Origin of the sequence: Rhizobium acidisoli (assembly GCF_002531755.2) — a bacterium.
Taxonomy (GTDB): Bacteria; Pseudomonadota; Alphaproteobacteria; order Rhizobiales; family Rhizobiaceae; genus Rhizobium; species Rhizobium acidisoli.
In genome coordinates, this window is sequence record NZ_CP034998.1 from 2529121 (window position 1) to 2544127 (window position 15007).

The following is a 15007-nucleotide window of genomic DNA, read 5'->3' on the forward strand; positions in this document are numbered from 1 at the left end:
GTTCGCTTTCAGGGGAGATCCAGGGTCATGACGACGGGGCAGTGATCTGACGCCTTCGGCCGGTCCCAGCCTGTGCGCGGATAACGCTCCACCTCCTGCCCCGGCGGGAAGATGGTGCGATAGGGCTGGCCGCTGCGGATGATCTCAGGCAGGCGGCCGGCATTATGGGCGGCAAGTGCTGGCGAAAGCCAGAGATAGTCGAGTTGGCAGAGCCACTGCTCCTGCGGCCCGCGGGCGTGATAGAGCGTCCAGCGATCGAGGGCCGGGCGGCGGCGCACGACGTTTTCGGCAAAGCCGTCATGGCTGAAAACGTCGAGGGCGCTTTCGGCCTCGTCGTGATGCTCGAAACGATAGCCGGCCCCGCGGCGGCCGATGACATCGACGCGCTCCTGGTAATCGTTCATGTCGCCGCAGATGGCAAAACTCTTCTTGCCAGTATGGCCGGCGCCGAAACTATCCTCGATGATGCGGCGCACAGCGCGCGCCTCGGCGCGGCGGATCGGCATCGTCGATTGCCGCCCGTCCAGCTCGTCGCGCGGATTGCCCATCGATTTGAAATGCACGACATAGAGCGAGAACGGCCGGCCGCCGATCAGAAGATCGAGCTCCAGGCAGTCGCGTTTGAAGATCTTGTCATCGATGCGGTTGGTGAGCGCCAACTCCTCGTCGAAGAGATCGAGATCGCGATAGGTGGTCATCGCATGACTGCGGACTTCCCTGAGCTCGATCTTCTGGCCGTCGCGCGTTTCCTCGCGCATCAGCACGGCGACATCGATGCCGCGGCTGTCATTGCCCTCGACCAGGTATTTCTGGCGATAGCCGTTTCCGACCATGCGGAAGAGATAGCCATATTCGAAGGCCTGGAGAGCGGCCATATTGTCGATTTCCTGCAGGCAGAGAATATCGGCATCCGCATCGGCGATCGCCAACGCCGTCATCTGTCTCGTATCGTCTGTGGCGGCGATCACCCGCGCCTGCTCCAGTTGCTGATAGACGCCCTCGCTCGACACTTGGAAAAGCTTGATGACGCGATCCTGGCGCAGCTGGTTGCGAAAACCGGTGAAATCGAAACGGGTCAGGAGATTTTCGACATTGAAGGTGGCGAGGCGAAGCGACATGGCAAGGGTCCGGTTGCGGGCAGTACCTTATCCGGCAATCGCACGGGGAAAAGATGGCGGGGCCAAGAAATATGCGGACAACCGCCCCTTTTGAAGCCCCGGATACAATTGCCTGCCTCGATCAAAGCCGCCAGCCCGCGCGAATGACGACGCGCACCGCTTCACCGGGCACGACAGCCACACGACTGAAGCCGCGCAACGTCTGGCCGTTGCCGAGGGTGAGCTTGACGGCATAACGTTCGCCCTCGAAAAGCACGGCTTCGACGGTTGCCGGAGCCCCCTCACCGCCGATGATCACATCTTCCGGCCGCACGAGGATATCGGCGCCATCGGTGTTGGCCGCCTGTAGCGCATCCTGCAGCTCGTCCCATTCCAGATGGCGTTCGCCGCCCATGACCGGCAGCGTCAGGATTGCCCCTCGCCCGATCAGCCCGCCGACGACGCGCCCTTCCGGCCGGGCATAGATCTCGGCCGGCTGCGCCACCTGCAGCAGCCGCCCCTCCGACATGACGGCGACGTCGGTCGCAAGCGCCATCGCCTCGCTCTGGTCGTGGGTGACGTAGATCATCGTCGCGCCCGAGCGCTGGTGGAACTCGCGGAAAGTTTCTTCCATCTCCTGTTTCAGGTGCCGGTCGAGATTGGCGAGCGGCTCGTCGAGCAGCACGACGTCGGGCGAGGTGACCAGGCAGCGGGCGAGCGCCACGCGCTGGCGCTGGCCGCCTGAAAGGTCTGCGGGACGCCGCCCGGCGTAATCGGCAAGCCGCACGGTGGAGAGCGCCTCGCCGACCTTCGTCCGGTAAGCCTCGCCGGAAATGCCGCGCACCTTCATGGGGTATCCGACATTATCGGCAACACTCATATGCGGCCAGAGCGCATAGGATTGGAACACCATCGCCATGTTGCGCTTCTCAGGCGGTAGCGCCTGGGCGGCATCGGCAATGAGCCGCTCGCCGAGATGGATCGAGCCGTCGGAGGGCGTCTCGAAACCGGCGATCATCCTGAGAATCGTCGTCTTGCCGCAGCCGGAAGGCCCGAGCAGCGCCAGGAAGCCGCCCTCGCGCACATCGAGCGAGAAATCGCTGACGGCCGCCCGCCCGGTGCCGAAATCCTTGGCCAGCCGGTTGAGGATCAGTTTCGCCATCGGACCACCCCTTTCGGCAGGCGTTTTGCCAGAAGCTCGAGCAGCAGCATCATGACGACGACCATGAGGACGACGAGCACCGAGAGCGCCGAAGCAAGGTCGGAACTGCCACTGTCGTCGAGATTGTAGATGGCCACACCGAGCGTCTGGGTGCCGGCCGACCAGAGAAGCGCTGAGATCGTCAGCTCGTTGCAGGCGATCAGGAAGACGAGGATGACCGAGGCGCCGGCGGCCGGCGCGATCAGCGGCACGATGATATCGAAAAGCCGGCGGAAGAAGCCGGCGCCGGAAAGCCGCGCCGCTTCCTCCAGCGCCGGGTCAAGCTGATGGAAAGCGCTGACCACGGGTTTCAGGCTGACCGCAAAGAAGGAGGAGAGGTAAGCGATCAGGATGATCCAGATCGTGCCGTAGAGCGAGATGTGCAGGAACGGGATGGGCGCCGCGAGGACCAGGATGAAGGAGACCGCCATGACGATGCCGGGCAGCGAATAGGGTATCTCGATCAGGCTGGACACGATGCGGGAAGCCGCATCTCTTCGCCGCGTCAGCGCATAGGCCGCAAGCACTGTCACCGTCAGGAGACAAAGGGCGGTAGCGGCGGCGAGCGACAGCGAATTGATAAAGGCGGTGCGCGTTACCGCCTGCCGGAACAGGATCTCCTGAAAGGCATGCAGCGACATGGTTTTGAAGGTGAGCGGCACGCCATAGGCCGGCACCAGCGCGCCGGCGACGAGCGCGAAGAAGGGCGCGGCCAGCATGAAAAACAGGATCGCCCAGAGAAGCGGCGTGAAGGCGAATCGCCAGGCGCCGAGCTCGAAGGCGGCACTCGCCCCCGACAGGCCGATGACACGATAATCGCGGCCGCGCAGCGCCCGATCCTGGATCATCAGCCCGGCGACCGAGATCATCGCGATAACAGCCGAGAGCACGGCGACATCGCCGAAGGTGCGGCTGGTGAAAGCGGAAAACTTGGTGAAGATGAGCGTCGGCAGCGTGAAGATCGAGGCCGGAATGCCGAGAATGGCGGGAATGCCGAAATTGCCGGTGCAGGAGACGAAGGAGATCGCCGCCCCGGCAATGATGCCGGGCAGCGACAGCGGCAGGATGATGTCGCGGAACACCCGCAGGCTGGAGGCGCCGGAAAGCCGCGCCGCCTCGACCCCGTCGCGCGGCAGCGTCATCAGCCCGGCCCGGAGCGCCAGATAGACCAGCGGCGCATGCTGCACACCATAAAGCAGCGCGATGCCGCCGACCGAATAGAGCGGCTGCGGCGAGCCAAGCGGCGGGGCGATGGAGAGCGCCTTCAACAGCGGGCTTGATGGCCCCGACATCTGCACCCAGGCCAGCGCCGTCACCTGCGGCGGGATCATCATCGGCAGCACGAAGAAGAAACTGAGCAGCCCTTTGCCACGAATATCGGTCAGCGTCAGCAGGAAGGCGAAGAGGCAGCCGATGACGAGCGAGATGATCGTGCCGAGAATTGCCGTGACGATGGTGTAATAGGTCGCCGACCAGAGCGACGCGTCGCCGAGCACAGTCAGAACGCCGCCATTGGCGAAGGCCGCGATCCCGACCATGGCAAGGCGGGCGAGCGGCAGCACGCTGAGGATCAGGACGGTGATGACGACAAAGGGAAACAGCCAGGCTGGCTGGCTGTTTCCGGTTCTGACATAGCCGTGCATGGAAGGATCAGTTCGAACCGTAGATACCCGAGAAGGTCTTCAGATCCTGATCGGTATTCTTGAGCGCATCTGCGGCCTTGATCGGCAGGACCTTGATGGTGTCGCGCGCCGGAAAACCTTCCGGCAGCTTCATGCCGTTGCGGGCCGGGATGTAGCCGAGCTTGAGAAAACCTTCCTGGCCTTTTTCGGAAAGCACGTAGTCGACGAACTTCTTGGCGGCATCGGCATTTTTGGTGCTGGCGAGGATCCCGACCGGCTCGGTGACGGCCGAAACGCCTTCGCTCGGGAAGACGAACTCGACCGGAGCGCCCTTGGCCTTCTCGCGGATCGGCAGATAGTCGACGACCATGCCGTAAGCCTTTTCTCCCGAGGCGATCGACTTCAGCACGGCGCCGTTGCCGCCGGCGGCGATCGCACCGTTTTCTGCGAGCGATTTGTAGAAGTCCCAGCCGAGGCCGGGAACGGCGGCAAGCGTCTGGGCATGGATGAGGGCAGCACCCGAAGCGAGCGGGCTCGGCATGGTGACGAGGCCCTTGGCTTCCGGCTTCGTCAGATCCTTCCAGCTCGCAGGCTTCATCGCCGCCGAGGTGTTGTACATGATGCCGGTGGTGATCAGCTTGGTCGAATAGTAATAGCCGTCGGCATCATAGAGCGCGGCATCGTACTGCGCGGCTTCCGGCGACTTATAGGCGAGCAGCTTGCCGTCTTCCTTGAGACGCTCCAGCGTCACCATATCGGCGATGAGGAGAAGATCGGCAACCGGGTTGCCGGCCTGGATCTCGGCCTGGAGCTTGGCCATGATCTTCGGCGTGCCGTCGCGCACCCAGTCGACCTTGATATCGGGATTGGCGGCCATGAAGCCATCGACCGTCGCCTGCGCGTCTTCGTTCGGCTGGCTGGTGTAGAGAACGAGGTTTGCGGCAAGGGCCGGAACGGCAAGGAAGCTCGCGGCAAGAAGTGCAGCGGCGGAAACGATCGTTTTCATGTGAGGGATCCTCATTGCGGTCTCCCCTCCCTTATTGGGGATCGTTAACAGGGATGTGACAGGTGCCGCCGCCGCTGGCCGCCGACAAGCCATCGCTGCAAACCCGGTCGATCGCGGCCTCGCATGCAGGCTCAAGCTTGCCAAAAACGGAGCCACGGCACTTCAGCGCCGTGGCCCTGATAGAACGTTACTTTGCCGCCTCTTCGATGAGGTCTGCCACCTTCTGCGGCTGCGAAACCATCACGACGTGGGAAGCGCCCTCGACCACGACGGTTCGCTTGGACCCTGCCCGTTCGGCCATGAAGGCAAGGGCTGCGGCCGGAATGTTCTTGTCGCCGGTGCCGTAGACGAACCACGACGGCAGCTTCTTCCAGGCGGGCTCGCCCGACTTTTCGTTGAGAGCCCCGTCGGTGACCGGCCGTTGCGCCGCCGCCATCAGGGCAGCCTGTTCAGCCGGCACGTCGCTGGCGAACTGGTCATGGAACTTCGCCTGGTCGATATAAAGATCGACGCCGCCTCCGCTCAGTTTCACCGGCGCCGCAAGCGCAGCACCCAGCGTGCCGCCGGGAAACTTGCCGGCGAGATCGGCAACCGATTCCCCTGCATCAGGTGCGAAGGCCGCGACATAGACCAACGACTTGACGTTGTCGTGGCCGTTTGCGGCAGTCGAGATCACCTGCCCGCCATAGGAATGGCCGACGAGGACGACCGGGCCGGCGATGCTGGCGACCACATCGGAAACATAGGCGGCGTCATTGGAAACGCTGCGCAGCGGGTTGGCAGCAGCCACGACCGGGAAGCCGTCCTTTCGCAGGATTTCGACGACGCCGTTCCAGCTGGAAGAATCGGCAAAGGCGCCGTGGACGAGGACGACGGTTGGCTTGGCCGTCTCGGCAACGGCAGTACCGGAAAGAAGCGCGCCCGCCAGGGCGACGACAGCAGCAAACTTGAACATTGGTCATTTCCTTTCGTCGGTTGGGTTTGACTAAGATTCGTACCGGGAGGGCGATCACTCGTCTCCGCATCTCCCGACGCGGCAGGCCGCCCATATTCTCGATGACATATAATTTGTAAGCGATTTGTTTGTGTACGATCTAGATAGGCCAGAGAGCCCGCGACGTCAATAGCTTGCAAATAGATCGCGCACAAATTATATTGAGGCCTAAGGAGAAGGTGATGAAAAACGCCACACCAGATGATCTCACCGACGTGCCGAAGGTAGATGAAATGCTCTGCTTTTCAATCTATTCGGCAGGCCATGCCTTTAACCAGCTTTACCGCCCGCTACTCGACGAATTGGATCTCACCTATCCGCAGTTCCTGGTGATGACCGCATTATGGGCGCATAACGACCGCACGGTGAAGGATCTGGGCGAGACCCTGTTTCTCGACTCGAGCACCCTCACCCCGCTGTTGAAGCGGCTGGAGAAATCAGGCCTCGTCACCCGCAACCGAAATCCCGCCGATGAGCGCCAGGTCCTCCTGCGCCTGACGAAGGAGGGGCACGCCTTGAAGAGCCGTACCGCCCCAGTGTTCGACTGCATCGGAAAAGCCGTCGGTCTCGACGCCGCGACCGTCAACACGATTCGGGAAACGATCGCTTCCATCCGCGACAACATTCACAAGAAGAAAGAGGAAGAGACCTGACGCGGCGCGTCATCGCTGCGCCCGACCGATTTCCGTCGACAAGCCGATGGCATATTGTACGATCAGTCTGCCGGCGCCCTGCCGCCGGACACGCGCGTCGACCGCGGCCGGCCCGGAAGATGCAGGCGCTCGAAATCTTGTCTAGCCTCACGCAGGCGTGAATACCCAGCCATTGCCGTTCCGCCGCGCTGAGGTACGTCAATCGTGTTTTCGATGAAGGAGGAATTTCAATGGAATATCGTCTGCTCGGCCGTTCAGGCCTCAAAATTTCGACTTTGACCATGGGCACGATGACCTTCGGCGGCGTCGGCTGGGCAAAGACCGTGGGCGATCTCGGCGTCGCCGAGGCAAGGAAGATGATCGATATCTGCATCGATGCCGGCATCAACCTTATCGACACCGCCAATGCCTATTCCAACGGCGAATGCGAAAACATCATCGGCGACGTGCTCTCCGGCAAGCGGCCGCAAGGCGTGCTGCTTGCCACCAAGGCCCGTTTCGGCATGGGTGACGGCCCGAACGACCAGGGACTGTCGCGCTACCATTTGATCCGGGAATGCGAAGCGAGCCTCAAACGCCTGAAGACCGATGTCATCGACCTGTACCAGGTGCATGAATGGGACGGTCAGACGCCGCTCGAAGAGACGATGGAAGCCCTTGACACGCTGATCAAGCAGGGCAAGGTGCGTTACGTCGGCTGCTCGAACTATTCCGGCTGGCACATCATGAAGGCGCTTGGCATCGCCAACGAGCACCGCTACCAGCGCTTCGTCAGCCAGCAGATCCACTATACGCTGGAAGCGCGCGACGCCGAATACGAGCTGCTGCCGATTTCGATCGACCAGGGCCTCGGCGTGCTGGTCTGGAGCCCGCTTGCCGGCGGCCTGCTCTCCGGCAAACACCGCCGCAACCAGGCCGCTCCCGAAGGCACGCGGCAGTTCGCCGGCTGGACCGAACCGCCGATCCGTGACGAGAACCGCCTGTGGAACATCGTTGAGACGCTGGTCGGGATCGGGCAGGAGCGCGGCGTCTCGGCCGCACAAGTGGCGCTCGCCTGGCTGATCGGCCGCAAGGCGGTAACCTCGGTCATCATCGGCGGCCGCACAGAAGCCCAGTTCCGCGACAATATCGCTGCCGCCGAGCTGAAGCTGATGGATGAGGAGCGCAAGCGCCTCGACGCCGTCAGCCTGCCGCCGGTGATCTATCCTTATTGGCACCAGCTGAACACGGTGAGCGACAGGCTTGGTGAAGCCGATCTCGAACTGTTCGGCCCGCATCTTCAGCAATAGGCGATGACGAACCAGGCATTGCACGGCGAAAGACAGGCGTCATAAAAGATGCACTTTCGCCGTGTTAGCGTAAGAGCCCGCTACTCCTGCGAGGTTCGCCATGCTGAAGAATTACAAGGTCCTGAAGGGTACGGCGAGCGCACTCGCCCTTGACGACGACAACGATCCGCACATCGAGATCCGCATCGAGGCGAACGGTATCAGCTACCGCATCGCGCTCAACGTCCGCTCGAAGGAATCGCCGCACGACCTGCTCTACGCCAACATCGTCGATTTCAAGCACCCGGCGCTGACGGAAGCGCTCGAAGAGCTGCCGATGGGCCTGACCGACATCCGCAAGGACCGTCCGGAGCTGGCGATCGATTATGTCCGCGGTGGGCTGATCGAACGCGAAGACATGAACGTCGCGCCCTTCCAGCTATCCGGTCCGAAGAACGACCTGCGTGATTTCATCGAGCCGATCGTCCAGGAACGCATTGCCGATTCCGACGTGCATTTCTACGCTTTCGGCGAGGCCTGGGGGCCGGAGAACAACAAGCCGGACCAATATTTCCATTTCGAGCCGGGCAACGGCATCCACGACATCCACATGAACCAGGGTGACGGCGGCAGCTTCAAGGCCACCAACGGGCCGAACCAGGATGGCGCGCTGCTCGTCCATTTCAACGATACCGACGAATGGGCGGCGATCTTCCTCTGCTTCCAGTCGCAGAACTGGAACACCGATGCGGCGACCGGCCATCCCGTCTCCGACGGCCGCGGCGGCCAGGGCCGCGGCGAAGGCACCCGCCGACCGCAGCCGATCGTCGCCTCGTCGCTGCGCATCATCGCCGCGCTGATCAACCCGGTCAACGGCGCAGGCGGCACGGAAGCCGAAACTGTGACGATCATCAACCGCTCCGACATGTCGGCATCGCTCGACGGCTGGAAGCTGGAGGACGAAAACGGCAGGACCCAGACGCTGTCGGGAACGCTTGAGGCCGGCGAACTGCGCACCATAGCGCTCGATGCCAGGAGCGGCGGTCCCCAGCTTGCCAACAAAGGCGGCGACATCATCCTGCGCAATGCCGACGGCGCCGTGGCCGACCGTGTCGGCTACGGCAAGAGCGAAACGGCGAACGAAGGCTGGACGACTATATTTTGATTGGTGTTCTGGCTGGCTGCCTGAGAAGCGTTCGCGATGGAGGGAAAGATAAACCGCCTACCCTTCCCTCTGCGAGGAGAGCGCGTGCCGTGTAGCCCCCTCATCTGCCTGCCGGCATCTTCTCCCCGCTGGGGAGAAGGGACTCGTGGCAACGCCTCCCCCTGCCTACAACAATCACCCGCCGATCTCGGCCGAGATCAGCGCACCCAGGCGGCCGATGCCGTCCTCGATCATCTGCTCGTTGGCGCAGGAGAAGCTGACGCGGAAAGTATTGGCGCCGGAACCGTCGGCGAAGAAGGCCTTGCCGGGCACGAAGGCGACCTTTGCGGTTTCGAGCGATTTCGCCAATAGCTTGGCCCCGTCCATGCCTTCCGGCAGCGTGATCCAGATGAACATGCCGCCTTCCGGCTTCGTCCAGCTCGTGCCTTCGGGCATATAATTTTCGAGCGCTGCCAGCATGCAGTCGCGGCGCTTCATGTAGGCGGCCTTGATCTTGGCGACCTGCGCCTCAAAGCCCCGCTCGGCGACATCTGATATCGCCATCTGGTTGATCGTCGAGGAATGCAGGTCGGCGGCCTGCTTTATCAGCACCAGCTTGCGGATGACGGGGGCATTGGCGACGATGAAGCCGACACGAAGGCCGGGCGCCAGCGTCTTCGAGAAGCTGCCGCAGTAGATCGTGCGTGTAACGTTGATGTGGCCCTTTTCGGCGATTTCCAGCGCCAGGATCGGCGGGATCGGGTCGCCGTCGTAACGCAGCGACTGATAGGCAGCGTCTTCGATGACGGCGATGTCGAGCTCTTCGGCGAGCGCCAGCACCTTCCGGCGGCCATCGAGATCGACCGTTTCGCCGGTCGGATTGGAGAAGTCGGCGGAGAGATAGGCGAATTTCACCTTGCCGCCAGCTGCGGCTGCGGCCGCACGGTAGGAGTCCGGCGTCCGGTTGCCGTTCGGCGTCAGCTGGTCGTAGGCTGGCTCATAGGCGTTGAAGGCCTGCAGCGCGCCGAGATAGGTCGGCCAAGTCACCAGCGCGGTATCGTTCGGCGAGAGAAACAGCTTGCCGAGATAATCGAGGCCCTGCTGCGAGCCGGAGACGATGAAGACATTGTCGAGTTCGCAAGGGATGCCGAGATCGGCCATCTGCCCAACCAGCCATTCGCGCAGCGGCTTATAACCTTCGCTGACCGAATATTGCAGCGCCGAATTGACGGCAGGGCCATCGAAGATGTCGGCATAGGCCTGCTTGAATTCCTGATCGGGAAACAGCGCCGGATCCGGAATGCCGCCGGCAAAGGAAATGATATCGGGCCGGTCGAGAAGCTTCAGAAGCTCGCGGATCTCGGATGCGCGCATGCGCGACGAGCGCGACGCAAACATGGTGTCCCAGTTCAGCATGGGGTTTCCTCGTATTTTCTATTCCGGCAGGAGACCATGCCGGGAAATTTATGTCAACAATACTGACCTATTTTCTTGTCATGGTGACATGTTGGAATCTTATATTCAAAAGCCTTTGGATGGTCGGGATTCCACTTGATATAACCGCCATCCGACATTGAGGGCGCCCGGTTGCGAATTTGCTGCTCGACGTCAGCCACATCAAGCGATTATTCCTCTGATCAAAGTCGAAACCGGCTGATTCAGACCCTTCCAAGACCAGCTCGGCGGCGGTAGTGTCGCCGCCACTATTCAATTTACTATCAAGGTGCCAGAAATGACCGTGACGTCTGCCTCTCCTGAAATCAAAATCGAACTCCACAAGTCTCCCGTCCCGGACGCCGATCGCATTCAGGCACTCGAGACGCCCGGCTTCGGCAAGCTCTTCACGGATCATATGGTCTTGGCACGATGGACGGCCGAGAAGGGCTGGCACGATGCAAAGGTTACGCCCAGGCGACCCCTGGAGCTCGATCCTGCGAGCGCCGTGCTGCATTATGCTCAGGAAATCTTCGAGGGCATGAAAGCCTACAAGGCGGACGATGGCCGGATTCTGCTCTTTCGGCCTGAAGAGAACGCACGCCGCTTCGCGCAGTCGGCGACCCGCATGGCGATGCCTCCCGTGCCCGAAGACCTCTTCCTGAAGGCGGTCGAAGAACTGGTCCGTGTCGACAAGGCCTGGATTCCCACAGGCGACGCCAGCCTGTACCTTCGCCCCTTCATGTTCGCCAACGAGGCGTTTCTCGGCGTTCGTCCGGCTCAGGAATATGTCTTCTGCATCATCGCCTCTCCGGTCGGCGCCTACTTCAAGGGCGGCGCAAAGGCGGTTTCCCTTTGGGTCGAGACCGAATACACCCGTGCAGCCGCCGGCGGCACGGGTGCAGCAAAATGCGGCGGAAACTACGCAGCCAGCCTCGTGGCGCAAGCCGAGGCGACCAAAAAGGGTTGCGATCAGGTGGTCTTCCTGGACGCCGCAGAGCATCGTTGGGTCGAAGAACTCGGCGGCATGAACGTCTTCTTCGTGATGAACGATGGATCAGTGGTGACCCCGCCCCTTGGCGGCACGATCCTGCCGGGCATCACCCGGGCTTCCGTGATCGTGCTCGCCGAAGAAAGGGGCTTGCGCGTCGAGCAGCGCCCCTACTCGTTCGCGGAATGGCAAGACGACGCTGCCAGTGGCAGGCTCGTCGAAGCGTTCGCTTGCGGCACTGCCGCAGTTCTGGCGGGCATCGGCCTGGTTCGACATGCCGGCGGTGAGTTTCTGGTCGGAGACGGACAGACCGGCAAGTTGACCAGTGAATTGCGTCAACAGCTCGTCAGTCTGCAGAAGGGCGTAACGAACGATGAGCACGGCTGGACGCGCCTCATCCCGACCTGAACGTCGGACGTTCCAGGCGAACGGCGGCGTCAACACCGACAGGGGGCGCCGCATGGTGGCCCCCTCGGCACAACGCTGGCCCACCGTGCCGCCGAGATATCGGCAGCCCTCAAACTTGCGACCGCTGATGCGATCTTTACGCGACGGCCGAGCGCCATGAGGCGGATATCCTGACCGGCGACGCCCATGTCAAAGTTTTGGAACGGGTCGTCCACATCGATAAAAAAGACTGACCTTGATGTGACCCAAGTGCTCGACGGCGGAGCACAACGCTTCTATCACAAAGTGGGGAATGGGAAGCTGGCATCAGGGACGCTGAAACCGGCATCTACGGACGGCACCGAATTCGATGGCGAAAATGACGATCATGCTTCCGGACAACCTGGCGGACTACGTCGCACGCCGTGTTGCAAGCGGCAGGTACAGCAGTGCCGGTGCATATCTGGCGGAACTCGTCCTGAAGGATCAGAACCACCGCAAGCTTGATGACGAGGAACTGCGTGATATCCTGAGACAGGCTGAGGAGAGCGGCATCAGCGACCGGCGCATTGCCGACATCCTGCTGGAAACGAAGGCGAAGCTGCGTGACATCAACCTATAGGCTGACCCGAACCGCAGACGCCGTGCTGTCAGGCATCGACGAATATGCCAGCCTGCATTTCGGCGAGGCGCAGGCGGATGCCTATCTTCTCGATTGGGACAGGATTTTCGTGCTTCTTTCGCGCGTGCCTTCCATGGGAGATGCGTGCGACGAACTCGGCTCCGGCCTTCGCCGCCTCCTCCACATGCGCCACGTCGCCTTCTACCGCGAAGTTCCGGACGGCATCCTCGTCGTCGACATCATCGGCGCCGACCGGCTTCCCGAAAGACACCTTCAATCCAGACGACGCTCCCCAACGGCAGACCCACATGCCTCGTAACAGTACCTCCGCCTTTTACGAGGAAAACGCCGAGACATACGCCAACCGGGCGCGCAGCCTGCCGAAGCAGCAGCTCGATGCCTTCCTCACGCGTCTCGCACCGGGTGGCGCAATCCTCGAACTCGGCTGCGGTGGCGGCCAGGACAGCGCCTATATGCTGTCGCAGGGTTTCGACGTGACGCCGACGGATGGCTCGGCCGAGCTTGCGAGGCAGGCAGAAGTTCTGATCGGCAGGCCGGTGAAGGTCATGCTGTTCCAGGAGCTCGACGCCGACAGCGCCTTCGACGGCGTCTGGGCGCATGCGAGCCTTCTCCATGTCTCAAGGGCTGAACTGCCCGATGTCTTCGCCCGCATCCGCCGCGCGCTCAAAACCGGCGGCCTTCTTCACGCAAGTTTCAAGGCGGGAAAAGTGGAAGGCCATGACGGCTTCGGGCGCTACTACAACTACCCCTCACGCGAATGGCTGTCGGAGCTTCTGACGAAGGACGGCTGGCGCAACCTCGCCATCGAGGAAAGCGACGGCGGCGGCTATGACGGCAAGCCGACCCGCTGGCTGACGATCAGCGCGGAGCGGTAGAGACCGGAGCTTTCGCCCGGCCCTCGTTTCCGGCAGTCTGGAAATTGCCTGAGGCGCGTTGACAACATCAATTTTTGATCAAAACTGCTTCATAACCGTCAACCGGAAAGCCTATAGTTGTGCAAATACCAGAGAACCTCCAAGTGGCAGTCGACATGCTCTTCAAGGAGAATGTAACGTGGCCCGAACTCATCAAACAAATAAGGATTATGTCGGAGGCGGACATTTTCGCCGCTCAAAAGATTGCGCTTTCACATCAAGGTTGGCGGCGGCGGTGCAACTATTGGATCAACCATGATCGTGACTGCAAGAAGCAAGCGGTGGGGCATATCAATACCATGGACCGAATTCGCTTATTGCGATAGTCGGCGAAAAACTCGTCGTTGCAAGCCCATCGACTGCATAGTTGATTTATCCATTCGAAACCTTTCTACCAGATTGCTGAGAGACAGAAATGAGCGAAGGTATAGAGACCGTTACACTATGGCGACCAGTTGGGCCTGAGGAACTCGCGCTCATTCATGAGCTTGACATGCGCGGGTTTCCCCCTCGCTTGCCCGACCAACCGATTTTTTATCCCGTGCTTTCCGAAGACTATGCAGTGAGGATAGCTCGGGACTGGAATGTACCGAGGAGCGGATCAGGTTTTGTGACCAGGTTTGAAGTCAAAAAAGATTATCTCGATGGCCATTCAGTTCAGGAAGCGGGCGGTCGGGCGCACCTCGAATATTGGATACCCGCAGAGGAAATGGACCAGTTTAATGCGGCCATAGTCGGAATTATCGACGTAACAAAAACCTTCCCGTGATCTTGCCGCGCTCGATTCACAAGATGACACGTTGAGATGGCACCGTCAGATCCGAGATTATCACTCCAGCGGTTCAACGCGAGAAGGCAAACGCCGCAACTCTCCGATTTCGTCGAGCAGGCAATCGACAATCCAATGCCGCTGCGGCGGCATCGCATCAATCAGCCCGATAAATGCATTTTCAATGATATCGCTCTTGATCCATTCGAGGACAAGATGACGATCTGCCGATGCGACGTCCTGCCAGAACCCAGTGCCCCTGTAGAGGCTTTTGAGATCAGCGCCGGCGAGTTGCAGAAAAGCGTTCGGCGTCGGCTGCTTCACCCACAGATCAAGGCATGCCTGGTACTGAAGATCGAGCAGCGCCATCGCGACTATCCAGTCCCAAGCCGATGCATCAAAATCGGGATCCTGCAACCTTTTATAGGCCCAGGCTGAGTAGAAGAAATTCGCGATTGCCGTCCGCTCCGCTATCGGCCATTGCTGCCAGTCGCACAATAGAAGTTTGGAAGCGATGATGGGCGGCTCGAAACCGAATGCGGACGCGCCGAGGACAGCGCAGTGGAGAATACGCGGCAGGAAGTGCCTGAAGTCGTCGACCGAGCCGATCGTCGTTATCGCACCTGCCGCATATGGGCCTAGCACCGCCGCATCGATCTCCCGCAAAGGCGTCGATTTTAGTCCAGTGAGGATTTTCTCGGCATCGCGGAGCGGTGAGGCGTCCAGCGAAGATGGGAACGGATATTCGAAGAATGTGGGATAGAGGGTCCTGAGGCTATCTTCCAGATCCCGTTTTGCCGTCAGCACGATCGCTTCAAACACGTTACGTCCCACATACCCGCTTCGACGACGCACTAATAGCAAAGGAGGCCGGAGCTTTCACT

At 61.1% G+C, this 15007-nt stretch carries 15 protein-coding genes; 8 read left to right on the forward strand and 7 right to left on the reverse strand.

All coding sequences use genetic code 11. From position 1 onward, the window contains the following. Positions 1-8: 8 nt before the first annotated feature. From CO657_RS12535 to CO657_RS12555, 5 genes are all read right to left on the reverse strand, one after another. Complete coding sequence (locus CO657_RS12535) at positions 9-1118, reverse strand: endonuclease/exonuclease/phosphatase family protein (RefSeq protein WP_054183314.1); 1110 nt, start codon at positions 1116-1118, stop codon at positions 9-11. 121 nt (positions 1119-1239) lie between these two features. Then, entirely contained in the window at positions 1240-2259 is a 1020-nt protein-coding gene (locus CO657_RS12540) for an ABC transporter ATP-binding protein (RefSeq protein WP_054183313.1), read from the reverse strand. Continuing rightward, positions 2247-3941, reverse strand: a complete 1695-nt coding sequence (locus tag CO657_RS12545) for an ABC transporter permease (RefSeq protein ID WP_054183312.1) — start codon at positions 3939-3941, stop codon at positions 2247-2249. The genes CO657_RS12540 and CO657_RS12545 overlap by 13 nt, the downstream gene beginning before the upstream one ends. 7 nt (positions 3942-3948) lie before the next feature. Continuing rightward, the gene (locus CO657_RS12550; protein WP_054183311.1) at positions 3949-4926 is read right to left on the reverse strand and encodes an ABC transporter substrate-binding protein; all 978 of its coding nucleotides are present in this window, start codon (positions 4924-4926) and stop codon (positions 3949-3951) included. A 187-nt stretch (positions 4927-5113) separates the two neighbouring features. Next, positions 5114-5881 carry an alpha/beta fold hydrolase gene (locus CO657_RS12555; protein WP_054183310.1) on the reverse strand — a complete coding sequence of 256 codons (768 nt, stop codon included), beginning with the start codon at positions 5879-5881 and terminating at the stop codon, positions 5114-5116. A 221-nt stretch (positions 5882-6102) separates the two neighbouring features. On the opposite strand from CO657_RS12555, the gene CO657_RS12560 reads away from it, so the two are divergent. The 3 genes from CO657_RS12560 (at position 6103) to CO657_RS12570 (ending at position 9006) form a co-directional block, all read left to right on the forward strand. Continuing rightward, positions 6103-6573, forward strand: coding sequence for a MarR family winged helix-turn-helix transcriptional regulator (locus tag CO657_RS12560; RefSeq protein ID WP_003593535.1), 471 nt, complete (start codon positions 6103-6105; stop codon positions 6571-6573). A gap of 230 nt (positions 6574-6803) precedes the next feature. After that, positions 6804-7862: an aldo/keto reductase gene (locus tag CO657_RS12565; protein ID WP_054183309.1), complete on the forward strand. Its 1059-nt coding sequence runs from the start codon at positions 6804-6806 to the stop codon at positions 7860-7862. Positions 7863-7962: 100 nt separating this feature from the next. Then, the gene (locus tag CO657_RS12570; RefSeq protein WP_054183308.1) at positions 7963-9006 is read left to right on the forward strand and encodes a DUF2278 family protein; all 1044 of its coding nucleotides are present in this window, start codon (positions 7963-7965) and stop codon (positions 9004-9006) included. A gap of 174 nt (positions 9007-9180) precedes the next feature. Here the strand turns inward: CO657_RS12570 and CO657_RS12575 are convergent, their stop codons facing one another. Continuing rightward, a complete protein-coding gene (locus CO657_RS12575; protein WP_054183307.1) occupies positions 9181-10401 on the reverse strand; it encodes an aminotransferase-like domain-containing protein in 1221 nt (406 codons plus the stop codon). Positions 10402-10717: 316 nt separating this feature from the next. Here CO657_RS12575 and CO657_RS12580 point away from each other — a divergent pair, with 316 nt between their 5' ends. The 5 genes from CO657_RS12580 to CO657_RS12605 all read left to right on the forward strand — a co-directional run bounded on the left by CO657_RS12580 (position 10718) and on the right by CO657_RS12605 (position 14123). Further along, entirely contained in the window at positions 10718-11818 is a 1101-nt protein-coding gene (locus CO657_RS12580; RefSeq protein WP_054183306.1) for a branched-chain amino acid aminotransferase, read from the forward strand. Positions 11819-12167: 349 nt separating this feature from the next. Beyond that, on the forward strand, positions 12168-12419 hold the full coding sequence (locus tag CO657_RS12590; protein WP_054183305.1) for a ribbon-helix-helix domain-containing protein: 252 nt from the start codon (positions 12168-12170) through the stop codon (positions 12417-12419). Next, a complete protein-coding gene (locus tag CO657_RS12595) occupies positions 12403-12738 on the forward strand; it encodes a type II toxin-antitoxin system RelE/ParE family toxin (RefSeq protein WP_012558287.1) in 336 nt (111 codons plus the stop codon). Before CO657_RS12590 ends, CO657_RS12595 begins: the two co-directional genes overlap by 17 nt. Beyond that, positions 12728-13315, forward strand: a complete 588-nt coding sequence (locus tag CO657_RS12600; protein ID WP_054183304.1) for a class I SAM-dependent methyltransferase — start codon at positions 12728-12730, stop codon at positions 13313-13315. Before CO657_RS12595 ends, CO657_RS12600 begins: the two co-directional genes overlap by 11 nt. A 454-nt stretch (positions 13316-13769) precedes the next feature. Then, positions 13770-14123 carry a hypothetical protein gene (locus CO657_RS12605; RefSeq protein WP_054183302.1) on the forward strand — a complete coding sequence of 118 codons (354 nt, stop codon included), beginning with the start codon at positions 13770-13772 and terminating at the stop codon, positions 14121-14123. A 60-nt stretch (positions 14124-14183) separates the two neighbouring features. Here CO657_RS12605 and CO657_RS12610 read toward each other — a convergent pair whose 3' ends face one another. Continuing rightward, on the reverse strand, positions 14184-14945 hold the full coding sequence (locus tag CO657_RS12610; protein ID WP_054183301.1) for a hypothetical protein: 762 nt from the start codon (positions 14943-14945) through the stop codon (positions 14184-14186). Positions 14946-15007 lie beyond the last annotated feature (62 nt).

Coding starts and splice junctions, on each gene's coding strand:
- CO657_RS12535 (WP_054183314.1), bottom strand. CDS start 1,118: ATGTCGCTTCGCCTCGCCACCTTCAATGTCGAAAATCTCCTGACCCGT.
- CO657_RS12540 (WP_054183313.1), bottom strand. CDS start 2,259: ATGGCGAAACTGATCCTCAACCGGCTGGCCAAGGATTTCGGCACCGGG.
- CO657_RS12545 (WP_054183312.1), bottom strand. CDS start 3,941: ATGCACGGCTATGTCAGAACCGGAAACAGCCAGCCAGCCTGGCTGTTT.
- CO657_RS12550 (WP_054183311.1), bottom strand. CDS start 4,926: ATGAAAACGATCGTTTCCGCCGCTGCACTTCTTGCCGCGAGCTTCCTT.
- CO657_RS12555 (WP_054183310.1), bottom strand. CDS start 5,881: ATGTTCAAGTTTGCTGCTGTCGTCGCCCTGGCGGGCGCGCTTCTTTCC.
- CO657_RS12560 (WP_003593535.1), top strand. CDS start 6,103: ATGAAAAACGCCACACCAGATGATCTCACCGACGTGCCGAAGGTAGAT.
- CO657_RS12565 (WP_054183309.1), top strand. CDS start 6,804: ATGGAATATCGTCTGCTCGGCCGTTCAGGCCTCAAAATTTCGACTTTG.
- CO657_RS12570 (WP_054183308.1), top strand. CDS start 7,963: ATGCTGAAGAATTACAAGGTCCTGAAGGGTACGGCGAGCGCACTCGCC.
- CO657_RS12575 (WP_054183307.1), bottom strand. CDS start 10,401: ATGCTGAACTGGGACACCATGTTTGCGTCGCGCTCGTCGCGCATGCGC.
- CO657_RS12580 (WP_054183306.1), top strand. CDS start 10,718: ATGACCGTGACGTCTGCCTCTCCTGAAATCAAAATCGAACTCCACAAG.
- CO657_RS12590 (WP_054183305.1), top strand. CDS start 12,168: ATGGCGAAAATGACGATCATGCTTCCGGACAACCTGGCGGACTACGTC.
- CO657_RS12600 (WP_054183304.1), top strand. CDS start 12,728: ATGCCTCGTAACAGTACCTCCGCCTTTTACGAGGAAAACGCCGAGACA.
- CO657_RS12605 (WP_054183302.1), top strand. CDS start 13,770: ATGAGCGAAGGTATAGAGACCGTTACACTATGGCGACCAGTTGGGCCT.